Annotated in this window: 17 protein-coding genes and 1 riboswitch; of the genes, 6 read left to right on the top strand and 11 right to left on the bottom strand. The window is 74.1% G+C overall.

Annotated features, from left to right (window positions below):
* Nucleotides 1-750: a ZIP family metal transporter gene (locus ABT403_RS10985; RefSeq protein ID WP_344154604.1), complete on the top strand. Its 750-nt coding sequence runs from the start codon at nucleotides 1-3 to the stop codon at nucleotides 748-750.
* Between the two features lie 20 nt (nucleotides 751-770).
* Here the strand turns inward: ABT403_RS10985 and ABT403_RS10980 are convergent, their stop codons facing one another.
* From ABT403_RS10980 to ABT403_RS10950, 7 genes are all read right to left on the bottom strand, one after another.
* Nucleotides 771-2177 (bottom strand): cobyrinic acid a,c-diamide synthase CobB, encoded by a 1407-nt coding sequence (locus ABT403_RS10980; RefSeq protein WP_344154607.1) that lies wholly within the window; start codon nucleotides 2175-2177, stop codon nucleotides 771-773.
* Complete coding sequence (gene cobO / locus ABT403_RS10975) at nucleotides 2171-2770, bottom strand: cob(I)yrinic acid a,c-diamide adenosyltransferase (protein WP_344154610.1); 600 nt, start codon at nucleotides 2768-2770, stop codon at nucleotides 2171-2173. The genes ABT403_RS10980 and cobO overlap by 7 nt, the downstream gene beginning before the upstream one ends.
* Complete coding sequence (locus ABT403_RS10970) at nucleotides 2770-4866, bottom strand: putative cobaltochelatase (RefSeq protein ID WP_344154613.1); 2097 nt, start codon at nucleotides 4864-4866, stop codon at nucleotides 2770-2772. Before ABT403_RS10970 ends, cobO begins: the two co-directional genes overlap by 1 nt.
* 109 nt (nucleotides 4867-4975) lie before the next feature.
* Entirely contained in the window at nucleotides 4976-6496 is a 1521-nt protein-coding gene (locus tag ABT403_RS10965) for a cobyric acid synthase (protein ID WP_344154616.1), read from the bottom strand.
* Complete coding sequence (locus ABT403_RS10960; protein ID WP_344154619.1) at nucleotides 6493-7458, bottom strand: cobalamin biosynthesis protein; 966 nt, start codon at nucleotides 7456-7458, stop codon at nucleotides 6493-6495. The genes ABT403_RS10965 and ABT403_RS10960 overlap by 4 nt, the downstream gene beginning before the upstream one ends.
* A 58-nt stretch (nucleotides 7459-7516) precedes the next feature.
* Nucleotides 7517-7602, bottom strand: a riboswitch (cobalamin riboswitch).
* A gap of 211 nt (nucleotides 7603-7813) precedes the next feature.
* The gene (locus tag ABT403_RS10955; RefSeq protein ID WP_344154622.1) at nucleotides 7814-8035 is read right to left on the bottom strand and encodes a hypothetical protein; all 222 of its coding nucleotides are present in this window, start codon (nucleotides 8033-8035) and stop codon (nucleotides 7814-7816) included.
* Between the two features lie 28 nt (nucleotides 8036-8063).
* The gene (locus ABT403_RS10950) at nucleotides 8064-9323 is read right to left on the bottom strand and encodes an inorganic phosphate transporter (RefSeq protein WP_344154625.1); all 1260 of its coding nucleotides are present in this window, start codon (nucleotides 9321-9323) and stop codon (nucleotides 8064-8066) included.
* A gap of 357 nt (nucleotides 9324-9680) precedes the next feature.
* On the opposite strand from ABT403_RS10950, the gene ABT403_RS10945 reads away from it, so the two are divergent.
* Both ABT403_RS10945 and ABT403_RS10940 read left to right on the top strand, forming a co-directional pair.
* Entirely contained in the window at nucleotides 9681-10811 is a 1131-nt protein-coding gene (locus ABT403_RS10945; protein WP_344154628.1) for an alpha/beta hydrolase family protein, read from the top strand.
* Between the two features lie 197 nt (nucleotides 10812-11008).
* Nucleotides 11009-12421, top strand: a complete 1413-nt coding sequence (locus ABT403_RS10940) for a hypothetical protein (protein ID WP_425580137.1) — start codon at nucleotides 11009-11011, stop codon at nucleotides 12419-12421.
* Between the two features lie 47 nt (nucleotides 12422-12468).
* On the opposite strand, the gene ABT403_RS10935 is transcribed toward ABT403_RS10940, so the two are convergent.
* Both ABT403_RS10935 and ypfJ read right to left on the bottom strand, forming a co-directional pair.
* Nucleotides 12469-12864: a VOC family protein gene (locus tag ABT403_RS10935; RefSeq protein ID WP_344154631.1), complete on the bottom strand. Its 396-nt coding sequence runs from the start codon at nucleotides 12862-12864 to the stop codon at nucleotides 12469-12471.
* A gap of 69 nt (nucleotides 12865-12933) precedes the next feature.
* Nucleotides 12934-13821, bottom strand: coding sequence for a KPN_02809 family neutral zinc metallopeptidase (ypfJ, locus tag ABT403_RS10930; RefSeq protein WP_344154634.1), 888 nt, complete (start codon nucleotides 13819-13821; stop codon nucleotides 12934-12936).
* 220 nt (nucleotides 13822-14041) lie between these two features.
* Between ypfJ and ABT403_RS10925 the strand changes: the two genes are divergently transcribed.
* From ABT403_RS10925 to ABT403_RS10915, 3 genes are all read left to right on the top strand, one after another.
* On the top strand, nucleotides 14042-15640 hold the full coding sequence (locus ABT403_RS10925) for an ABC-F family ATP-binding cassette domain-containing protein (RefSeq protein ID WP_344154637.1): 1599 nt from the start codon (nucleotides 14042-14044) through the stop codon (nucleotides 15638-15640).
* Between the two features lie 353 nt (nucleotides 15641-15993).
* Entirely contained in the window at nucleotides 15994-16215 is a 222-nt protein-coding gene (locus tag ABT403_RS10920; RefSeq protein ID WP_007263382.1) for a helix-turn-helix domain-containing protein, read from the top strand.
* Between the two features lie 177 nt (nucleotides 16216-16392).
* Nucleotides 16393-17172 carry an enoyl-CoA hydratase/isomerase family protein gene (locus tag ABT403_RS10915; protein ID WP_344154643.1) on the top strand — a complete coding sequence of 260 codons (780 nt, stop codon included), beginning with the start codon at nucleotides 16393-16395 and terminating at the stop codon, nucleotides 17170-17172.
* A gap of 128 nt (nucleotides 17173-17300) precedes the next feature.
* Here ABT403_RS10915 and ABT403_RS10910 read toward each other — a convergent pair whose 3' ends face one another.
* Nucleotides 17301-18056 (bottom strand): SDR family oxidoreductase, encoded by a 756-nt coding sequence (locus tag ABT403_RS10910; protein ID WP_344154647.1) that lies wholly within the window; start codon nucleotides 18054-18056, stop codon nucleotides 17301-17303.
* Between the two features lie 10 nt (nucleotides 18057-18066).
* On the bottom strand, nucleotides 18067-18858 hold the full coding sequence (locus ABT403_RS10905) for an SURF1 family cytochrome oxidase biogenesis protein (protein ID WP_344154650.1): 792 nt from the start codon (nucleotides 18856-18858) through the stop codon (nucleotides 18067-18069).
* Nucleotides 18859-18878 lie beyond the last annotated feature (20 nt).

Raw genomic sequence — 18878 nt, 5'->3', positions numbered from 1 at the left:
ATGGCGCTGATCGTGGCTCTGGGCGCGTTCCTGATGACGCTGGCGGGCGGGTGGACGGCCCAGCGCGTCACCGACCGCCGCCACCTCGTACTGGGGCTGGCCGGCGGGCTGATGCTCGGCGTCGTCGGCCTGGACCTGCTCCCGGAGGCCCTCCACGCCGCCGGCCGGGAGGTCTTCGGCGTCCCGCTCGCCCTGCTGCTGTTCGTGGCCGGCTTCCTCGTGGCCCATGTCGTGGAACGCCTGCTCGCGGTGCGGCAGGCCGCGCACGGCGGGAGCAACGGCGCGGGTCACGGGCACGACCACGGTGGCCGCGTCCCGCAGGTCGGGCTCACCGCCGCCGCGGCGATGGTCGGCCACAGCCTCGCCGACGGGGTCGCCCTCGGCGTCGCCTTCCAGGTCGGCGGCGGGATGGGCGTGGCCGTCGCGCTCGCCGTCATCACCCACGACTTCGCCGACGGGTTCAACACGTACACCCTCACCCGGCTGTACGGGAACGCCCGCCGCAAGGCCCTGATGATGCTCTTCGCCGACGCCGCGGCCCCCGTCGTGGGCGCCGCGTCCACCGGGCTGTTCACCCTTCCGGAGGAACCCCTCGGGGCGTACCTCGGATTCTTCGGCGGGGTGCTGCTGTACCTGGCGGCGGCCGAGATCCTGCCCGAGGCGCACCACCGGCACCCCGCCCTGTCCACGCTGATGTGCACGGTGGGCGGGGTGGCCGGGATCTGGCTGGTGGTCGGGCTCGCGGACTGAGCGGACCGGCCCCTGCGGGGTCACGGGCGGGCCGCTGCGGCCGCCGCGAAGTCCGCCGCGGCCGAGGCGAACCGGGAGGCCACGGACGGCTGCGCCGCCCAGTGCGTGTGCAGGTAGCTGGCGTGCACGTTCCCTTGGACGAAGCCCTCGACGCGGCGCTCGGGGTGCGTGAACCCCCAGGCCGGACGGGCCCCGGCGCCCGGCTCGACCACCGTCCGGTGGAACTCGTGGCCCCGCAGCCGGGTGCCGGTGGCCGCGAGCGGGCTGTCCGACACCGCCACCGCCTCCCGGTAGCCGAGCGTGAGCCGCTCCGACATCCGGGCGTCGGCGTCGAGCACCCCGCACATGGGCTTCCCGTCCAGCGACCGCGCCAGGTAGAGCAGCCCGGCGCACTCCGCCGCGACCGGGCCGCCGGCCGCGGCGAAGGCGGCGACGGCCGCGCGGAGCGGCTCGTTGGCCGACAGCTCCGGGGCGTAGACCTCGGGGAACCCGCCGCCGATCACGAGGCCGGCGGTGCCGGGCGGGAGCGCCTCGTCGTTCAGCGGATCGAACGTGACGACCTCCGCGCCGGCGGCGCGCAGCAGTTCCGCGTGCTCGGCGTACGAGAACGTGAACGCGGGGCCTCCGGCCACGGCGATGAGAGGCCCCCCACCCCGCCCCTTCCCGTTGGGGGCACCCCCGGACGAGGCCGGACCGGGCGACCACGCCTCGCACGCCAGCGGCGGGGCCGTACGGGCCAGCGCCAGCAGGGCGTCCAGGTCGCAGCCCTGGCGGACCTGGTCCGCCAGGGCCGCCACCGCCGCCAGCGCGTCGGCGCGCCGTTCCGCCACCGGGACCAGGCCCAGGTGCCGGGACGGGGTCGCCACCTGCGGAGCCCGCCGCAGGACGCCGAGGACCGGCATGCCGGCCTCCTCCAGGGCCTCCCGGAGCATCGCCTCGTGCCGGTCGGAGCCCACCTTGTTCAGGATCACCCCGCCGAGCCGCACCTGCGGGTCGAACGAGGCGAAGCCGTGCACCAGCGCCGCCACCGACCGGGACTGCGAGGACGCGTCGACCACCAGCACCACCGGCGCCCGCAGCAACTTCGCCACCTGCGCCGTCGACGCCAGCTCGCCCCGCCCCGCGGCCCCGTCGTAGAGCCCCATCACGCCCTCGACCACCGCGAGGTCGCACCCGGCGGCCCCGTGCGCGAACAGCGAGGCCACCAGCTCCGGCCCGCACATGAACGCGTCGAGGTTGCGCCCCGGCCGGCCCGTGGCCAGCGCGTGGTAGCCGGGGTCGATGTAGTCGGGCCCGGCCTTGTGCGGGGACACGGCCAGGCCGCGCTCCGCGAAGGCCGCCATCAGGCCCGTCGCCACGGTGGTCTTGCCGCTGCCGGAGGACGGCGCGGCGATGACCAGCCGCGGCACAGTGGACGAGATCACCACTCGATGCCCTTCTGGCCCTTCTGGCCGGCGTCCATCGGGTGCTTGACCTTGGTCATCTCGGTGACCAGGTCCGCGAACTCCACCAGCTTCTCGGGGGCGTTGCGGCCGGTGATGACCACGTGCTGGGTGCCGGGGCGGCCCCGGAGCACCTCGATCACCTCGTCCACGTCGATCCAGCCCCAGTGCATCGGGTACGCGAACTCGTCGAGCACGTACAGCCGGTGCGTCTCGGCCGCCAGATCGCGCTTGACCTGCTCCCAGCCCTCCTTCGCCGCCTGCTCGTTGTCGAGCTGCGCGTCGCGCTGGACCCAGGACCAGCCCTCGCCCATCTTGTGCCAGACGACGGAGCCGCCCTCACCGGAGGCGCCCAGCACCTTCAGCGCGTTCTCCTCGCCGACCTTCCACTTCGCCGACTTGACGAACTGGAACACCCCGATCGGCCAGCCCTGGTTCCAGGCGCGCAGCGCCAGCCCGAACGCGGCCGTCGACTTGCCCTTGCCCGGGCCGGTGTGGACGAAGACGAGCGGGCGGTTGCGGCGCTGACGCGTCGTGAGTCCGTCGTCGGGAACGACGGTCGGCTGTCCCTGCGGCATTAGGCGGCCCTCCTGGGGGTCTCGTGGGTCACTGCGGTACGTACGTTCTTGACGAGCCCGGCCAGCGAGTCGGCCCGCAGCCCGTCGAGGGTCACGGCGGGCGCGCCCAGATCGGCGGCCAGCGCCCCCGCGAGGCCCAGCCGCACCGGCCCGGACTCGCAGTCCACGACCACCGAGGCGACCCCCTCGGCGGCCAGCAGCCGGGCGCTGCGCCCCGACAGTTCGCGCGGGTCGCCGCCGACGGCCCCGGCCGAGGTGGCCCGCCCGTCGGTGACGACCACCAGCAGCGGGCGGCGCGAGGGGTCCCGCAGCCGCTCGATCCGCAGCACCTCGTGCGCCTTGAGCAGCCCCGCGCCGAGGGGGGTGCGGCCGCCGGTCGGCAGCTTCTCCAGCCGGGCCGCGGCCGCGTCCACCGAGGAGGTGGGCGGCAGCGCCAGCTCGGCGCCCGCACCGCGGAAGGTGATCAGGCCGACCTTGTCCCGGCGCTGGTAGGCGTCGAGCAGCAGGGAGAGCACCGCGCCCTTGACGGCGCTCATCCGCTGCCGGGCCGCCATCGAGCCGGAGGCGTCGACGCAGAACAGCACCAGGTTGCCCTCGCGGCCCTCCCGGGTCGCCTGCCGCAGGTCGTCCTTGCGCACGACGAGCCCCGGGCCGGAGCGCCCGCGCGCCTTCTGGTGCGGGGCGGCGGCGTGCACGGTCGCCGCCAGGTGCAGCTTCGTCAGCTGCCCCCGGGGGCGCTGGGCGCCGGTGGTGCGGCCGTGCGCGGTACGGGCCCGGGAACGCCGGCCGGCCGCGCCCTCACCGAGGCCGGGCACGCTCAGCATCTTGGTGCGGAAGGGCTCGGCGGCCGCCACGGCGGCCTGCTCGGCCCCTCCGGCCCCGCCCTGCGGGGCGGAGGGCTGGGCCTCCGGGCTCTCCTGCGGCTGCGGCGCGTCGGGCGCGTGCCCGGTCTCGGGGCCGCCCCCCTGCGGGGGCACCCCGCCGCCGTCCCCGCCGCCGTCGCCGCCGCCATCGCCGCCGTCGGGGCCGCCGCCGTTGTCGTCCGGGCCCTGCGGCTCCGGGTCGGGCTCGGGCTCCGGCTCCTCGTCGGGGAAGCCGTCCAGGATCTCGTCGAGCTTGTCCTCGTCCAGTCCGGGCGCGTCGAAGGGGTTGCGCCGGCGGCGGTGCGGCAGCGCCAGCAGGGCCGCCTGCCGGACGTCCTCCTTCAGGACGGAGGTCCGCCCCGCCCACGCCGCCAGAGCGGTCGCCGTACGGGCCATCACGATGTCGGCGCGCATGCCGTCGACCTCGAAGCCGGCGCAGGTGGCGGCGATCTGGAGCAGCGCGGTGTCCCCGAGCGCCACCTGCGGCAGCAGCGCCCGCGCGGCCACGACCCGGGAGCGGATCTCGCTCTCGTCCCCGGCCCAGCGGGCGGCGAAGCCCGCCGGGTCGTCCTCGTACGCGAGACGGCGGCGCACCACCTCGACGCGCTGGGCGGGTTCCCGGGAGGCCGCGACCTCCACGGTCAGCCCGAACCGGTCGAGCAGCTGCGGGCGCAGCTCGCCCTCCTCGGGGTTCATGGTGCCGACGAGGAGGAAACGGGCCGCGTGGCGCACGGACACGCCCTCGCGCTCCACGTACGAGGCGCCCATCGCGGCCGCGTCGAGGAGGAGGTCGATCAGGTGGTCGTGGAGGAGGTTGACCTCGTCGACGTAGAGGATCCCGCGGTGCGCGTCGGCCAGCAGGCCGGGCTCGAAGGCCTTCACGCCCTCGGCGAGGGCGCGTTCGATGTCGAGGGCGCCGACGAGCCGGTCCTCGGAGGCGCCGACGGGCAGCTCGACCATCCGGGCGGGGCGCTCGGCGCCGGGACCGGGCTCGTGCGGGCCGTCCGGGCAGGCCGGGTCGGGCGCGGCGGGCGCGCACGAGAACCGGCAGCCGGGGACGACGTCCACGTGGGGGAGCAGGGCCGAGAGCGCGCGCACGGCGGTCGACTTGGCGGTGCCCTTCTCACCGCGCACGAGCACACCGCCGACCGCCGGGCTCACGGCGTTGAGCAGGAGCGCCAGCCGCAGGTCGGCCTGGCCGACCACTGCGGTGAACGGGTAGGGCGTGCTCATGGGTTGCTCACTCCTCGGGTGTGCGTGCGGTCGGCGGCGGGAGCCGGGGCTCCGCCCCGGTGAACGGTGGAAGGGCGGGCGGGGGAGCAGCCCCGCGGGGCCGGGGCCGTCACGGGGCGCCCGGGGGGAGGAACGGCAGCCCCGCCGGGGCGCCGGACTCGATCAGCCGCAGCAGCGCATCCGTGTCCGCGTGTTCCTCGATCAGGTCGCCCAGCAGGTCCAGCTGCTCCTCCCGCAGGGCGGCGAACGACGTGTCCGGCGCCGGGACGAAGCGGCGCCCCGCAGCCGCGGCCACCTCGCGCAGGAACGCGCGGCGGAAGCCGTCCGACTCCAGCGAGCCGTGCCAGTGCGTGCCCCACACCGACCCCACCCGGCACCCGTCCAGGAACGGCTCGCCGCCCAGGACCTCGGCCACCCCGTGGTGGATCTCGTAGCCCGAGACCTCCTCGCCCAGCGCCGAACCCTCCGGCCGCGCCAGGGTCTTCTCCACCGCGAAGCGCACCCGTACCGGCAGCAGCCCCAGCCCCGCCACCGAGCCGGCCTTCGACTCGACCTCGTCCTCGATGTGCTCGCCCAGCGCCTGGAACCCGCCGCAGATGCCGAGGACCGGACGCCCCTCGGCGGCGCGCCGGGCCAGCGCGTCGGCCAGCCCCCGCTCCCGCAGCCACGCCAGCGCCTTCACCGTGCCGCGCGTGCCGGGGACGACGACCAGGTCCGCGTCGGCCAGTTCCTCGGCCCGGTCCACGAACCGCACGACCACGCCCGGTTCCGCCGCGAGCGCGTCGACGTCGGTGAAGTTCGACATCAGCGGCACCGCGCACACCGCGACCCGCAGCACGTCCTCACCGACCGGCGGGGCCACCACCGACTCGCGGACCGCGCCTCGCAGGGAGACCCTCAGCCCGTCCTCCTCGTCGATGCCCAGCCCGTGCTGGAACGGGAGGACGCCGTACGTTCCCCGGCCGGTGAGGGACCGCAGCATCTCCATGCCCGGCTCCAGCAGGGACACGTCCCCGCGGAACTTGTTGACCAGGTAGCCGGCGATCAGCGACTGGTCCTCGGGCGACAGCAGCGCCGTCGTCCCGAAGAAGGAGGCGAAGACCCCGCCCCGGTCGATGTCGCCGACCACCACCACCGGGAACCGCGCGGCCCGCGCGATGCCCATGTTCACGATGTCGGTCCGGCGCAGGTTGATCTCGGCCGGACTGCCCGCCCCCTCGCAGATCACGGCGTCATACGTGCCCCGCAGCCGCTCCAGGCAGTCCGTGACCACGCCGAGCAACTGCTCCTGGCGGCCGCCGTGGTAGCCGCGGGCGCTCATCTCGCCCACCGGCTTGCCCAGCAGCACCACCTGGCTGCTGCGGTCGCCACCCGGCTTGAGCAGGACCGGGTTCATCAGCGCGGTCGGCTCCACCCGGGCGGCCTGGGCCTGCATCGCCTGGGCGCGGCCGATCTCCGCGCCCTCGCGGGTCACGAACGAGTTCAGCGACATGTTCTGCGCCTTGAACGGGGCCACCTTCACCCCCCGGCGGGCCAGCCAGCGGCAGATGCCCGCCGTGACGACGCTCTTGCCCGCGTCGGAGGTGGTACCCGCGACCAGCAGTCCGCCGCCGCGCCTCGTGCCGCTCATGCCCGACCCCTCTTCCTCTTCGACGTCGCCGCCACCGCGCACCGGACCACCACGCAGGCGCCCAGCGCCAGCCAGGTCACCCGTCGCGAGAGCCGTACCGCCCGTTCGATGTCCGCGACCTCCACCGGCCGCCCCCGCTCCCCGTTGAGCACGGCCCGGTGCTCGACCCGTCCCGCGTAGGACAGGGTGCCGCCCAGCCGGACGCCGAGCGCACCGGCGAAGGAGGCCTCGACGGGGCCGGCGTTGGGGCTGGGGTGGGCGGCGGCGTCGGCGCGCCAGGCCCGTACGGCGCCCCGCCGGTCGGGGCCGGCGGCCACGGCGGCGAGGGCGGTGAGCCGGGCCCCGGGCCAGCCGGCGAGGTCGTCGAGCCGGGCGGAGGCCCAGCCGTAGCGCAGGTAACGGGGCGACTTGTGGCCGACCATGGCGTCCAGGGTGTTCACGGCGCGGAAGGCCAGCAGCCCGGGCACCCCGGCGACGGCCCCCCACACCAGGGCCCCGACCACGGCGTCGGAGGTGTTCTCCGCGACGGACTCCACGACGGCCCGGGCCATCTGCTGACCGTCCAGGGCCTGCGGGTCGCGTCCGCACAGGTGGGGCAGGCGCTCGCGGGCCACCTCGGTGTCCCCGGCGGTGAGCGCGCCGCCGATGGCGCGGGCCTCCCGGCCGAGGCTGGTGCCGCCGACGACGGCCCAGGTGGCGGCAGCGGTCAGGGCGACGCGGGCGGCCGCGGGCCGGGAGCGCACGGCGCGCGCGCCCAGCGCTCCGACGGCGGCGGCCCCGCCGGCGCATACGAGGGTGTGCAGGACGCCCCGGGCGCGGTCGTCGCGCCACAGGGCGCGCTCCACGGCGGCGGCGGCTCGTCCGAAGGCGGCCACGGGGTGCCCCCGGCGAGGATCCCCGAGGATCCGGTCGCCGATCAGCCCCGCCGTGACGCCGTACGCGAAGACGCGGTCGGCACGCATGGTGGCAGGTATGTCCTCACTCAGGGTCCGCGCCCTGGTTCGACGTGTCCGGTGGCGAGAGTTCCTGGCTCCCGGGGCGCACGCGCCGCGTGCGTTCCCCGGTGACAGTGGCGGGACCGCGCCGGATTCGCACCGGACTTCCTCTCCATGCCGCCGTATTGGCTCGGGCAGTCCACCACGCCCCGCGAACGCCCGTCAACTTACCGTTGACCTGCGGTGGGACGGGGGGCGACCAGGGGGCGGCCGGGGGCCGCGGGTGCGGTGCGGGCACGCGGCGGGTACGCGAAAACTCCCCCCGGGGATTCCCGGGGGGAGTCTTCGTACGCGGTGTCGCCGCGCGGAGACGGGGTGGGTCTCAGCTGACGATCAGGTAGATCGCGTAGGCCACTGCCGCCGCGCAGAGCGCGAAGCAGGCGTAGGCGCCGCTGCGGGCCAGGGCGGCGGTGCCGCCCTGCTCGGTGGCGGCCTCGTGCTTGGAGAGGCCCACCAGGCCCAGGCTGAACAGGGCCACGAGGGCGACGGTCGCGGAGAGGCTGACCCCGAAGACGGAGCCGAGTGCTGCCCAGTCGATCTTCATACTGCCGATACCTCTGTCGTTCTCGGGATCAGACCGCGGCGGCCGGAGCCGTCGGGGTCGCCGTGGCGGCCGGGATGGTGGCCTTGAGGTCCTCGTCGGTCACCGCGGCGGTGGTGCCGGCGGCCGGGGGGACGGCCACGGCCGCGATGGCGGTGGTGACCACGCCGGGCTGCTCGGCCTCGTCGGCGGCGGCCTCGTTGACGTTGGTGTGGTCGACGACCTGGCGGCGCGAGATCAGCCAGATGGCCACGCAGGAGGCGACGAGGAACACCGTGACGGCGACGACGCCGACGTCACCCGTGCGCATGACCAGCTCGGCGCCGGCGGAGACCAGGGCGGCGGCCGGCAGGGTCAGGCCCCACGCGACGAACATGCGGGTGGCGGTGGACCAGCGGACCACACCGCCCTTGCGGCCCAGGCCCGCGCCCATCACCGCGCCGGAGCAGGCGTGGGTGGTGGAGAGGGAGAAGCCGAGGTTGGAGGAGGCCAGGATGACGCTCGCGGCCGAGGTCTGGGCGGCGAAACCCTGCTGCGGGTGCAGGTCGGTCAGGCCGCTGCCCATGGTGCGGATGATGCGCCAGCCGCCCAGGTAGGTGCCCATCGCGATCGCCATGCCGGCGGAGACGATGACCCAGACCGGGGGGTTCGAGCCGGGGGCGAGGGCGCCGCCGGCGACCAGGGCCAGGGTGATGATGCCCATCGTCTTCTGCGCGTCGTTGGTGCCGTGCGCGAGGGAGACGAGACCGGCGGAGGCGATCTGACCCGCCTTGTAGCCCTTGGCGGAGGTCTTCTGCCCGATCTTGCCGTTCAGCTTGTACGTGACCTTGGTCGCCAGCATCGCGGCCACACCGGCCACGATCGGGGCGGCCACCGCCGGGATGAGGACCTTGGTGACGACGACGCTGCCGTTGACCGCGCCGAGGCCGGCCGAGGCGACCGCGGCGCCGATCAGGCCGCCCATCAGGGCGTGCGAGGAGCTGGAGGGCAGGCCGACCAGCCAGGTGACCAGGTTCCAGAGGATCGCGCCGACGAGCGCGGCGAAGATCACTTCGGGCTGGATGCCCTGTTCGTTGACGAGCCCCTTGGAGATCGTCTTGGCGACCTCCACGGACATGAACGCGCCGACGAGGTTGAGCACGGCGGACATGGCCACCGCGACCTTGGGCTTGAGGGCGCCGGTCGAGATGGTGGTCGCCATCGCGTTGGCTGTGTCGTGGAAACCGTTCGTGAAGTCGAACACGAGAGCGGTGATGATCACGATCCCGAGGAGAAGCGTTATGTGCTCCATTTACCCAGGCTTCTGTTTGGCGTCAGTGGCTCGGCGACCGTAGGCAACCTGGGTGAACGGAAGATGAACTGGCTTGGGCGGGGTGGTGTCCCCGGTGGGCCTCCCATCAGGGCCTTCGTCCCGATTCTTTCGTAGTTATCGCCATTCATGCACGTCAGGGACGGGTAAACGGAACCCGTCGACGGGGTCCCGGGGCCCGATCGCGGACCCCCGGCGGCGGTGAAAGAGAGGTAGATCACTCCGCCCCCTGGGGCCCCACCCGCCACGGCCCGTCACTCGAACTCCGGTCGGCGGCCGGTCCGGAGCCGGCGGAGCCCTCCGGTGGCCGCCCCGCCCCCTCGCCACGACACTGGAGCGGTGCGTACCGCCACCGCGACGGCCGCTGCCGTCACCACGACCCTGATCGGCGCCGGAGCGGCCGCGGCCCTGGCCGGCCGGTACGCCGCCGACGCCGCCCTGCGGCCCGAACCCGGCCGCCCCCTGCCCGGGGCGGCCCGGCTGAGCGTCCACTCCGCCACGGACGGCAGGATCGTCCTCACCCGTTCGCTGGCCTCCCTGCGCCCCGGCGTCCACGGGCTGATCGCTCCCGGCGTGCACGCCGCCGTCGGCCCCGTCCTCGACGGCGTCCCGCACGACCCGGCCACCGTCGTACGCCGCCTCCTGCGCGTCAGCCACGGCGCCCTCGAACCCGGCACCCGCGTCACCCTCACCCCGCAGGTGTACTCGGGCAACCCGCGCACCGCCCTCGGCCTGGACCACGCCGACGTGGACGTCCCCGGCGAGCTCGGCCCGCTCCCCGCCTGGTTCGTCCCCGGGGGCCGCCAGACCTGGGTGATCACCGTCCACGGCCTCGGCGCCGGCCGGGAACACCCGATGGTCGTCATGCCCTCCCTGAACCGCCTGAAGCTCCCGGTCCTCTCCCTGGCCTACCGCGGCGACCTCGGCGCCCCCGCCCCACCCGACGGCATCGGCCACCTCGGCGAGTCCGAGTGGCGCGACCTGGACGCCGCCATCCGCTACGCCCTGCGCTACGGGGCCCGGCGCATCGTCCTGCACGGCTGGTCCACCGGGGCCGCCATGGCCGTGCGCGCCGCCGAGCGCTCCGCCCTGGCCGGCCGGATCTGCGGCCTGGTCCTCGACTCGCCCGTCCTCGACTGGCACACCACCCTGCGCAACCTCGCCGCCGCCCGCCGCACCCCGGCCCCCCTCCTCCCCGTCGCCGTCCGGGCCGCGGAGGGCCGCGCCGGGCTGCGCGCGGACCACCGGGCACCGTTCGCGGACCCGGGCGGGCTCCGCGTCCCCGTCCTGATCTTCCACGGCCCCGACGACACCCTCGCCCCCTGGGAGCCCTCCCGCCGGATCGCCGCCGCCCGGCCCGACCTGGTCACCCTGCACACCGTCCGGGACGCCGCGCACGGGGCGATGTGGAACGCCGACCCGGCCCGCTACGAGGAGGCCCTGCGGCGCTTCCTGACCCCGCTGATGTAGCCCGTCCGGGTGAAACGCGAGGGGCGGGCGGGGCTCCACGGAAAAGGGGTTCCGGGAGGCGTCTTGTGGCGCTGGAGTGAAGGCGGTGTGGCGGACGGGACACGGTGGGTGGTCTGTCCCGGTTCCTCCACCCCGTGACCTGTGGAAATGACCCGTTCCGTTTGGGCTTTCGGCCAGTGACGGGCGAGACTGCTTCCGTGACGTCCCGAAAGCCTGATGAGCAGTTGGCTCGCGACTCCAGACTCCGACTCGTCTCCCCGCGCTCCGTCGCCACGGCGCGCAAGGCGGTGACCGACCGGCGAACCCGGCCGGCCACCCGGCCCCCGGCGGGCACCCCCGCCCCGGCGGACCTGGCGAACCGCGCCCGCGCCTCCCTGGCCGACGCCGTACGGCTGGCCCGCTGGGCCGAGCTGAACCTCGGCGCGGCCGGCGGCGGCCGTCCCGCACCGGCGGGCGCCCTGCCCGCCGTCGACGTCGAAAAGGCCTCCGCGGAGCTGGGCCTGACGCACGGCCAGATCCGCGTCGGCTGGGACCGCGCCCGGCTCTCCGGCCTCGTCGAGGTGCACGGCGGCCAGGCCCGCCCCGGCTGGCGGCTGCGGGCCTGGGACCGGGACGACACCGCCGTGCTGCGCGGGTGGGTCGCCCTCTTCGACGCCTGGTCCCTCGTCCACCCGGCCCCCGCCGACATCACCCCCTCGGCCGTCGCCGAGGTCGTCGAGGCGATGCCCCAGCTGCTCTCCCTGCTCCAGCTGTCGGCCGGCCCGGTGACCGTGCCGGACCTGCTGGACCTCCTGGGGCAGCGGGTCACCGAACTGCGCGACGAGCGCTGCGAGGTCCCCTACGACGCGGAGCCCGCCCAGGCCACCGCCGCCGCGGAACCGCGCCCCCTCCCGCTCGCCCGGCTGCTGCGCTGGGCGCTGGGCGGACTCGCCGCCGTCGACGCCGTCACCCTCGGCCCCGCGCAGGCCACCCTGACCCCCCTCGGCAGCTGGGCCGTCTGGGTCAAGCTGGAGCAGATCTGCGTCGCCGCCCAGAGCCCGGCCGGCAACATCGAGCAGTCCGCCGCCGCCATGCTGCACGGCTGCGCCCGGCTCACCCCCGGACCGGCCCGCGCCGAGTACCGGGCCTGGCTCGCCGCCCGGCCCGTCGGCCACGCCGTCAGTGAGCTGCTGCACGCCGCCCGGGGCGAGGACGCCCTCCTGCGGGGCCTCGCCTTCGAGGCCCTGCGCGTGGTCGGCGCCCCCGCCGAGCCCGAGGTGCGCGCGGCCGTACGGGAGCCCGCCCTGCGGCCCTACGCCCTGCTCTGGCTCGCCGAGCACGACGGGGTGGACCCGGACGAGGCCCAGGACGTCCTCACGCCCGAGGAGTCGACCTGGCTCTGGGTGGACACGGCGGCCGCCATCGCCGACCACGGCGAGGCCGAGCTGCTCGCCCGCCACCTCGACTCCGCGGTCCGCACCACAGTGCCCCGGCTGCTCGACGAGGTCCGCGCCGTCGGCCACCCGCGCACCGTGCAGGTCCTGGTCGCGCTGGCCGCCGCCCACCCCGACCCGGCCCTGGCCAAGGCGGTCCGGCGGGCCGCGTTCCAGGTCCACACCGGCGGCGCCTGAGCCGCGCCGTGCCCGCGCCCCGCCGGGGTGCGGGCACGGACGCGGACTCACAGCTGGGGGGCGTACGTGCCGAAGCTCCAGACGTTGCCCTCGGCGTCCCGGGCCATGTAGTCCCGCGAGCCGTAGTCCTGGTCGGTGGGCTCCATGAGGATCTCCACGCCGTGCTCGGCCGCCCGCCGGTGATGGGCGTCCACGTCGTCGACCACGATGTAGACCCCGGACGGGCCGGCCGCCTCCATGACCTTGTCGAAGACCCCGCCGCGCCCCTTGCTCCCCAGCATCACCGCGCCGTTGCCGTACGCCAGCTCCGCGTGCATCACCGAGCCGTCGTCGCCCTCGTAGACCGCGACCTGGTTGAACCCGAACGCCTCGGTGAGCTGCTGGATCGCCGCCTTCGCGTCGCGGTAGAGCAGCGCGGGGTAGATGGACGGAACGCCTGCCATGACGATCACTCCCTCTCGTGACGGGCACCAAAGTGACCCGCGTCACAGCATGGCAGGCGCCACCGGCACTCAGCGGAAGGTGTTGCACTGGGCCATGTCGCCCGTGCGGTACCCCTGGTAGAACCACTGCTGACGCTGCTCCGCCGAACCGTGCGTCCAGGACTCGGGGGTGACCCGGCCCTGGAACTTCTCCTGGATCCGGTCGTCGCCCACCGCCGCCGCCGCGTTCAGCCCGTCCCGGATGTCCTCGTCGGTGAGGTTGGTGATCAGCGGACGGCCCGACTCGTCCGGGGTCTTCGTCGCGTTGTGCGCCCACACCCCCGCGTAGCAGTCGGCCTGGAGCTCGACCTTCACCGCGTTGCTGTTCGCGCCCGTCTGGCCGTTCTGGGCCCGCGCCAGCGTCCCCGTCAGGTTCTGGATGTGGTGCCCGTACTCGTGGGCGATCACGTACGCCTGGGCGAAGGGGCCGCCGGTGGCCCCGAACTTGGTCCGCAGGTCGTCGAAGAAGCCCAGGTCCAGGTAGACCTGCCGGTCGGCGGGGCAGTAGAAGGGGCCGACCGCCTTGCTGGCCGCCCCGCAGGCCGTGTTCACCTGGCCGCTGAAGAAGACCGTCGACGCCGGGGTGTACTTCCCGCCGCGCCGCTGGAACTCCTGCCTCCAGAAGTCCTGTGTGCTGTTCACCACGGCGACCAGCCGGCAGTCCTCCCGGGCGTTCGCGTCCCTGCCCTTCTTGCAGCTCTGCTGCACCTCGGCGACCGAGGAGGTCGTCGAGGCCGGCTGCGGATTCCCGTCGGACAGCCCCAGCTGGTCCGGCCCGACCCCGAAGAGCAGGCCCAGGACCAGCGCGATCAGCCCGACGACCCCACCGCCGATGGTGGCCCGCCCGCCCGGGATGCGGCTGTTCCGTACGTCCTTGACCTCGGACGTGTCCAGATCCGCGTCGTCGTCGAACTGCATGCGCACCGCCCTCCACGCGTGGCCAACCCCTTCATCCTGATACGTGCCCTGCCCGCCCCGCGCCGCCCCTGGGCCGAACGGGTGAGGGGCGGCCCCCGAAAAGTGGTTGCGCACCCCCGTTAGAATGGCTTCATGGCAAATCTCCTCGCGGATTAGCGGCGTCGAAGAACGCGCGTCCCGCCCCCCTCTGCCGCCGTCCATACCGCCCTGGAGTATTTCCGTGATCACCGCCACCGGCATCGAGCTGCGCGCCGGCGCCCGCGTCCTCATCGAGTCCGCTTCCTTCCGCATCGCCAAGGGCGACCGCATCGGCCTCGTCGGCCGCAACGGAGCGGGCAAGACCACCCTCACCAAGTGCCTCGCCGGCGAGGGCCAGCCCGCCGCCGGCAGCATCACCCGCTCGGGTGAGGTCGGCTACCTCCCGCAGGACCCCCGCACCGGCGACCTCGACGTCCTGGCCCGCGACCGGATCCTCTCCGCCCGCGGCCTCGACGTCCTGATCAAGAAGATGCGGATGAACGAGGAGCGCATCGCCAACGGCTCCGGCGCCACCCGCGAGAAGGCGCTCAAGCAGTACGAGCGCCAGGAGACCGAGTTCCTCACCAAGGGCGGGTACGCCGCCGAGTCCGAGGCCGCGACCATCTCGGCCGCCCTCAGCCTCCCCGACCGGGTCCTCGGCCAGCCGCTGCACACCCTCTCCGGCGGTCAGCGCCGCCGCGTCGAGCTCGCCCGGATCCTCTTCTCGGACGCCGACACCCTGCTCCTCGACGAGCCCACCAACCACCTCGACGCCGACTCGATCATCTGGCTGCGCGACTACCTGAAGAACTACCGCGGCGGCTTCGTCGTGATCTCCCACGACGTCGACCTGGTCGAGACCGTGGTCAACAAGGTCTTCTACCTCGACGCCAACCGCTCGGTCATCGACATCTACAACATGGGCTGGAAGCTCTACCAGCAGCAGCGCGAGGCCGACGAGAAGCGCCGCAAGCGCGAGCGCCAGAACGCCGAGAAGAAGGCCGCGGCCCTCAACTCGCAGGCCGACAAGATGCGCGCCAAGGCCACCAAGACCGTCGCCGCGCAGAACATGGCCAAGCGCGCCGAGCGCCTGCTCTCCGGCCTGGAGGCCGTCCGCGTCTCCGACAAGGTCGCCAAGCTCCGCTTCCCGGACCCGGCGCCCTGCGGCAAGACCCCGCTCACCGCCGAGGGCCTGTCGAAGTCCTACGGCTCCCTGGAGATCTTCACCGACGTCGACCTGGCCATCGACAAGGGCTCCCGCGTGGTCATCCTCGGCCTCAACGGCGCCGGCAAGACCACCCTGCTGCGCCTGCTCGCGGGCGCCGAGCAGCCCGACACCGGTCAGGTCACCCCCGGCCACGGCCTCAAGCTCGGCTACTACGCCCAGGAGCACGAGACGCTCGACCCGGACCGCACGGTCCTGGAGAACATGCGCTCCTCCGCCCCCGACCTGGACCTGGTCGACGTGCGCAAGACGCTCGGGTCCTTCCTTTTCTCCGGCGACGACGTGGACAAGCCCGCGGGCGTGCTCTCCGGCGGTGAGAAGACCCGTCTGGCCCTGGCCACCCTGGTCGTCTCCTCGGCGAACGTGCTGCTCCTCGACGAGCCCACCAACAACCTCGACCCGGCCAGCCGCGAGGAGATCCTCGGCGCGCTGCGCACCTACAAGGGCGCGGTCATCCTCGTCACCCACGACGAGGGCGCGGTGGAGGCCCTGGAGCCGGAGCGGATCATCCTGCTCCCGGACGGCGTCGAGGACCTGTGGGGCCCGGACTACCGCGACCTGGTCGCCCTCGCCTGATCCCCTTCCGCCGGGTTGATCCAGTCCCGTATGGATCATTCGGCGCAGACGTGATCCATCATCTGAGTGAGACGGTCTCGTATCGTCGCGCTCTGTACAACGACCCCGGCCGCATCCTCCCGGATGCGTGACCGGGGTCGGCTCTTTTCGGCGCCCCGCCCCTGACCTGGCGATTCCCCTCGGTGACGGAGGAATGTGACGGAGGTCATGCGGCGGAAGAGGAGATTCCGTTCTGCTCGCGCGTCCACGGTCCGGGAAATGCCGCCGTACCGACCTTGCTGAATGGGTGGCCAGGAAGCCGGGGAGGGGTGATCATGAGAAGCACAGAGCGCACTTCCCACGAGGAGGCACGGGTGGCCGAGACTCTGAAGAAGGGCAGCCGGGTGACCGGCGCCGCGCGCGACAAGCTCGCGGCAGACCTGAAGAAGAAGTACGACTCCGGTGCGAGTATCCGGGCGCTGGCCGAAGAGACCGGCCGGTCCTATGGATTCGTCCACCGGATGCTCAGCGAGTCCGGAGTCACGCTGCGTGGTCGCGGTGGCGCGACGCGCGGCAAGAAGGCGGCAGCGGCCTGACCCTGGCCGACAGGCCGGGGTCGGCGCCGAGGATCGTCCGACGGCTCCGTTCCGTACCACGCATGGTTCCGCATGGTTCTTTCGGTGACCCCCGGTCGGCTCCGTGGCCGGCTGGGTGGTTACTGTGCAGTCACTTAGGCCGGGCGTCCGGCCACGACTGCACACCGGAGGCACCAGATGGCTCTGCTCGACAAGGATGGCGTACGGCTCACCATCGACGACACGGTCGCCACGGTGACGCTGACCAATCCGGCCAAGCGAAACGCTCAATCCCCCGCGCTCTGGCGGGCGTTGGCGGAGGCCGGTAGGTCGCTGCCCGGCACGGTCCGGGTCGTCGTGCTGCGCGGCGAGGGCAAGTCCTTCTCCGCTGGGCTCGACCGTCAGGCGTTCACCCCCGAGGGTTTCGAGGGCGAGCCGTCCTTCCTCGATCTGGCGCGCGGTTCCGACGAACTGCTCGACTCCACGATCGCCGAGTACCAGGAGGCCTTCACCTGGTGGCGGCGCAATGACATCGTCTCCATCGCCGCCGTGCAGGGGCACGCCATCGGCGCGGGCTTCCAGCTGGCGCTCGCGTGCGACCTCAGGGTGGTCGCGGACGACGTGCAGTTCGCCATGCGCGAGACCAGCCTGGGGCTCGTCCCCGACCTGGCCGGCACCCAGCCGCTGACCGCCCTGGTCGGCTACGCCCGCGCGCTCGAGATCTGCGCGACGGGCCGCTTCGTGCACGCCGAGGAGGCCGAGCGGGTGGGCCTGGCGAACCTGGTGGTCCCGGCCGCCGAACTGGACGCCGCCGTGCAGGACCTCACCACCGCGCTGCTGGCTCCGCCGCGGGACGCCGTCATCGAGACGAAGGCGCTGCTGCGGGAGGCGGGGTCGCGCGCGTACGACGACCAGCGGGTCGCCGAACGCGCGGCCCAGGCCCGACGCCTCCGCGACCTGGCGGGCCTCTCCGACTGACCCCGCGCCTCAAACGCCCGCTCAATCGCCGCGCGGCTGTTCACGGCCCCCGCCGGCGTTTGAGGCGCGGGGGCCTGGGGGCGGACCCGCCCGGGAGGCGGTGCCGCGCCCGTTCGCGCAGCGTCCGGCTAGAAGCCGTGGCGGAAGCCTCCGTCGACGGGGAGCATGACGCCCGTGAGGTACGACGCGGCCGGCGACAGGAAGAACGCCGCCGTCCGCCCGAACTCCTCCGGCGTCCCGTACCGCCGCAGCGGGATCTGCGACTCGTGCAGCGCCCGCGCGGCCCCCGCATCGCCGGACAGCGAGTCCAGCTCCCGCACCCGGTCCGTGTCGATCCGCGCCGGCAGCAGCCCGATCACGCGGATCCCGCGCGGCCCCAGCTCCACCGACAGGGACTTCGCGAAGCCCGCCAGCCCCGGCCGCAGGCCGTTCGAGATGGTCAGGCCGGGGATCGGCTCGTGCACCGAGCCCGAGAGGACGAAGCCGATGACCCCGCCCTCGCCCAGCTCCTCCGCCGCCGCCCGCGCCAGCCGCACCGCGCCCAGGAACACCGACTCGAACGCCGCCGTCCACTGTTCGTCGGTGTTGTCCGCCGCACCGCCCGGCGCCGGCCCGCCGACGCTGATGAGGATGCCGTCGAGCCGGCCGAACCGCTCCTTGGCCTCGGTCACCAGCCGCCGCGCCGACCCCGCGTCGGCGTTGTCCGCCGCCAGGCCCACCACGTCCGGCCCCAGTCCGGCCGCCGCGGCCGCCGCCCGCTCCTCGTCCCGCCCGGTCAGCACCACCTTCGCGCCCTCGGCGGCCAGCTCCCGCGCGGAGGCGAAGCCCAGGCCCCGGGTGGCGCCGGTGACGATGTAGACACGGTCCTTCAGTCCAAGATCCATGCGGGCCAACCTACGCCGAAGCGGGCTCCGGCTCCACGGTGGACGCCGCCGCGGCCGCCGCCTCGCGGTCGCGCCGCTCCCGGCGCACCAGGACCAGCCAGCCCACCGGCACCGCCGCCGCGAACAGCCACCACTGGACGGCGTACGCCATGTGCGGGCCGATCGAGTCGTGGTCGGGCTCCGCCACCGCCTCGGGCCCGCCGCTCCGGGGCAGCGGGGAGGTCAGTTCGAGGTAGCCGCCGAGGACCGGCTTGCCCAGGTAGGCGGACTGCTGCTCGCTGTTGACCAGCATCACCTGACGGTCCGGCAGGCCCTTGCGGTCCTTGATCCCGCTGCCGCCGCTGGTCTCGTCGGCCTTGAGCCGTCCGGTGACCGTCACCTCGCCCGAGGGCGCGGCCGGCACCGGCGGGTAGGCGGTCGGGTCGTCCCCGCCGGGCACCCAGCCCCGGTTGACCAGCACCACCCGGCCGTCACCCAGCACCAGCGGGGTCACCACCTGGAAGCCGACCTTGTCGTCGTTCGAGGTGCGCATCCGCACGACGACCTCGTGCGCGGAGTCGTACGTACCGCTGGCCGTGACGGCGCGCCAGTAGTCGGACCGCGGGACCGTGTGGCCGGGGGAGGTGACCTCGGTCACCGGCACCGGCTTCGCGGACAGGTTCTTCGCGATCAGCTCGTTCTGGGCGACCCGGTGCTCATGGCGGTGGTACTGCCAGAACCCCAGCTTGATCATCACGGGGATGAGGACGAGGGCGATGAGGGTGAGGCACACCCACTGCCGGGTCAGCAAGAAGCGGTACACGCCCATGACGGTACCCGCAA

Source organism: Streptomyces sp. NPDC000075, assembly GCF_040301925.1.
GTDB lineage: Bacteria > Actinomycetota > Actinomycetes > Streptomycetales > Streptomycetaceae > Streptomyces > Streptomyces polychromogenes.
Note: the sequence above shows the minus strand (reverse complement) of the source record. Positions and strands in the feature narration are given on the sequence as shown.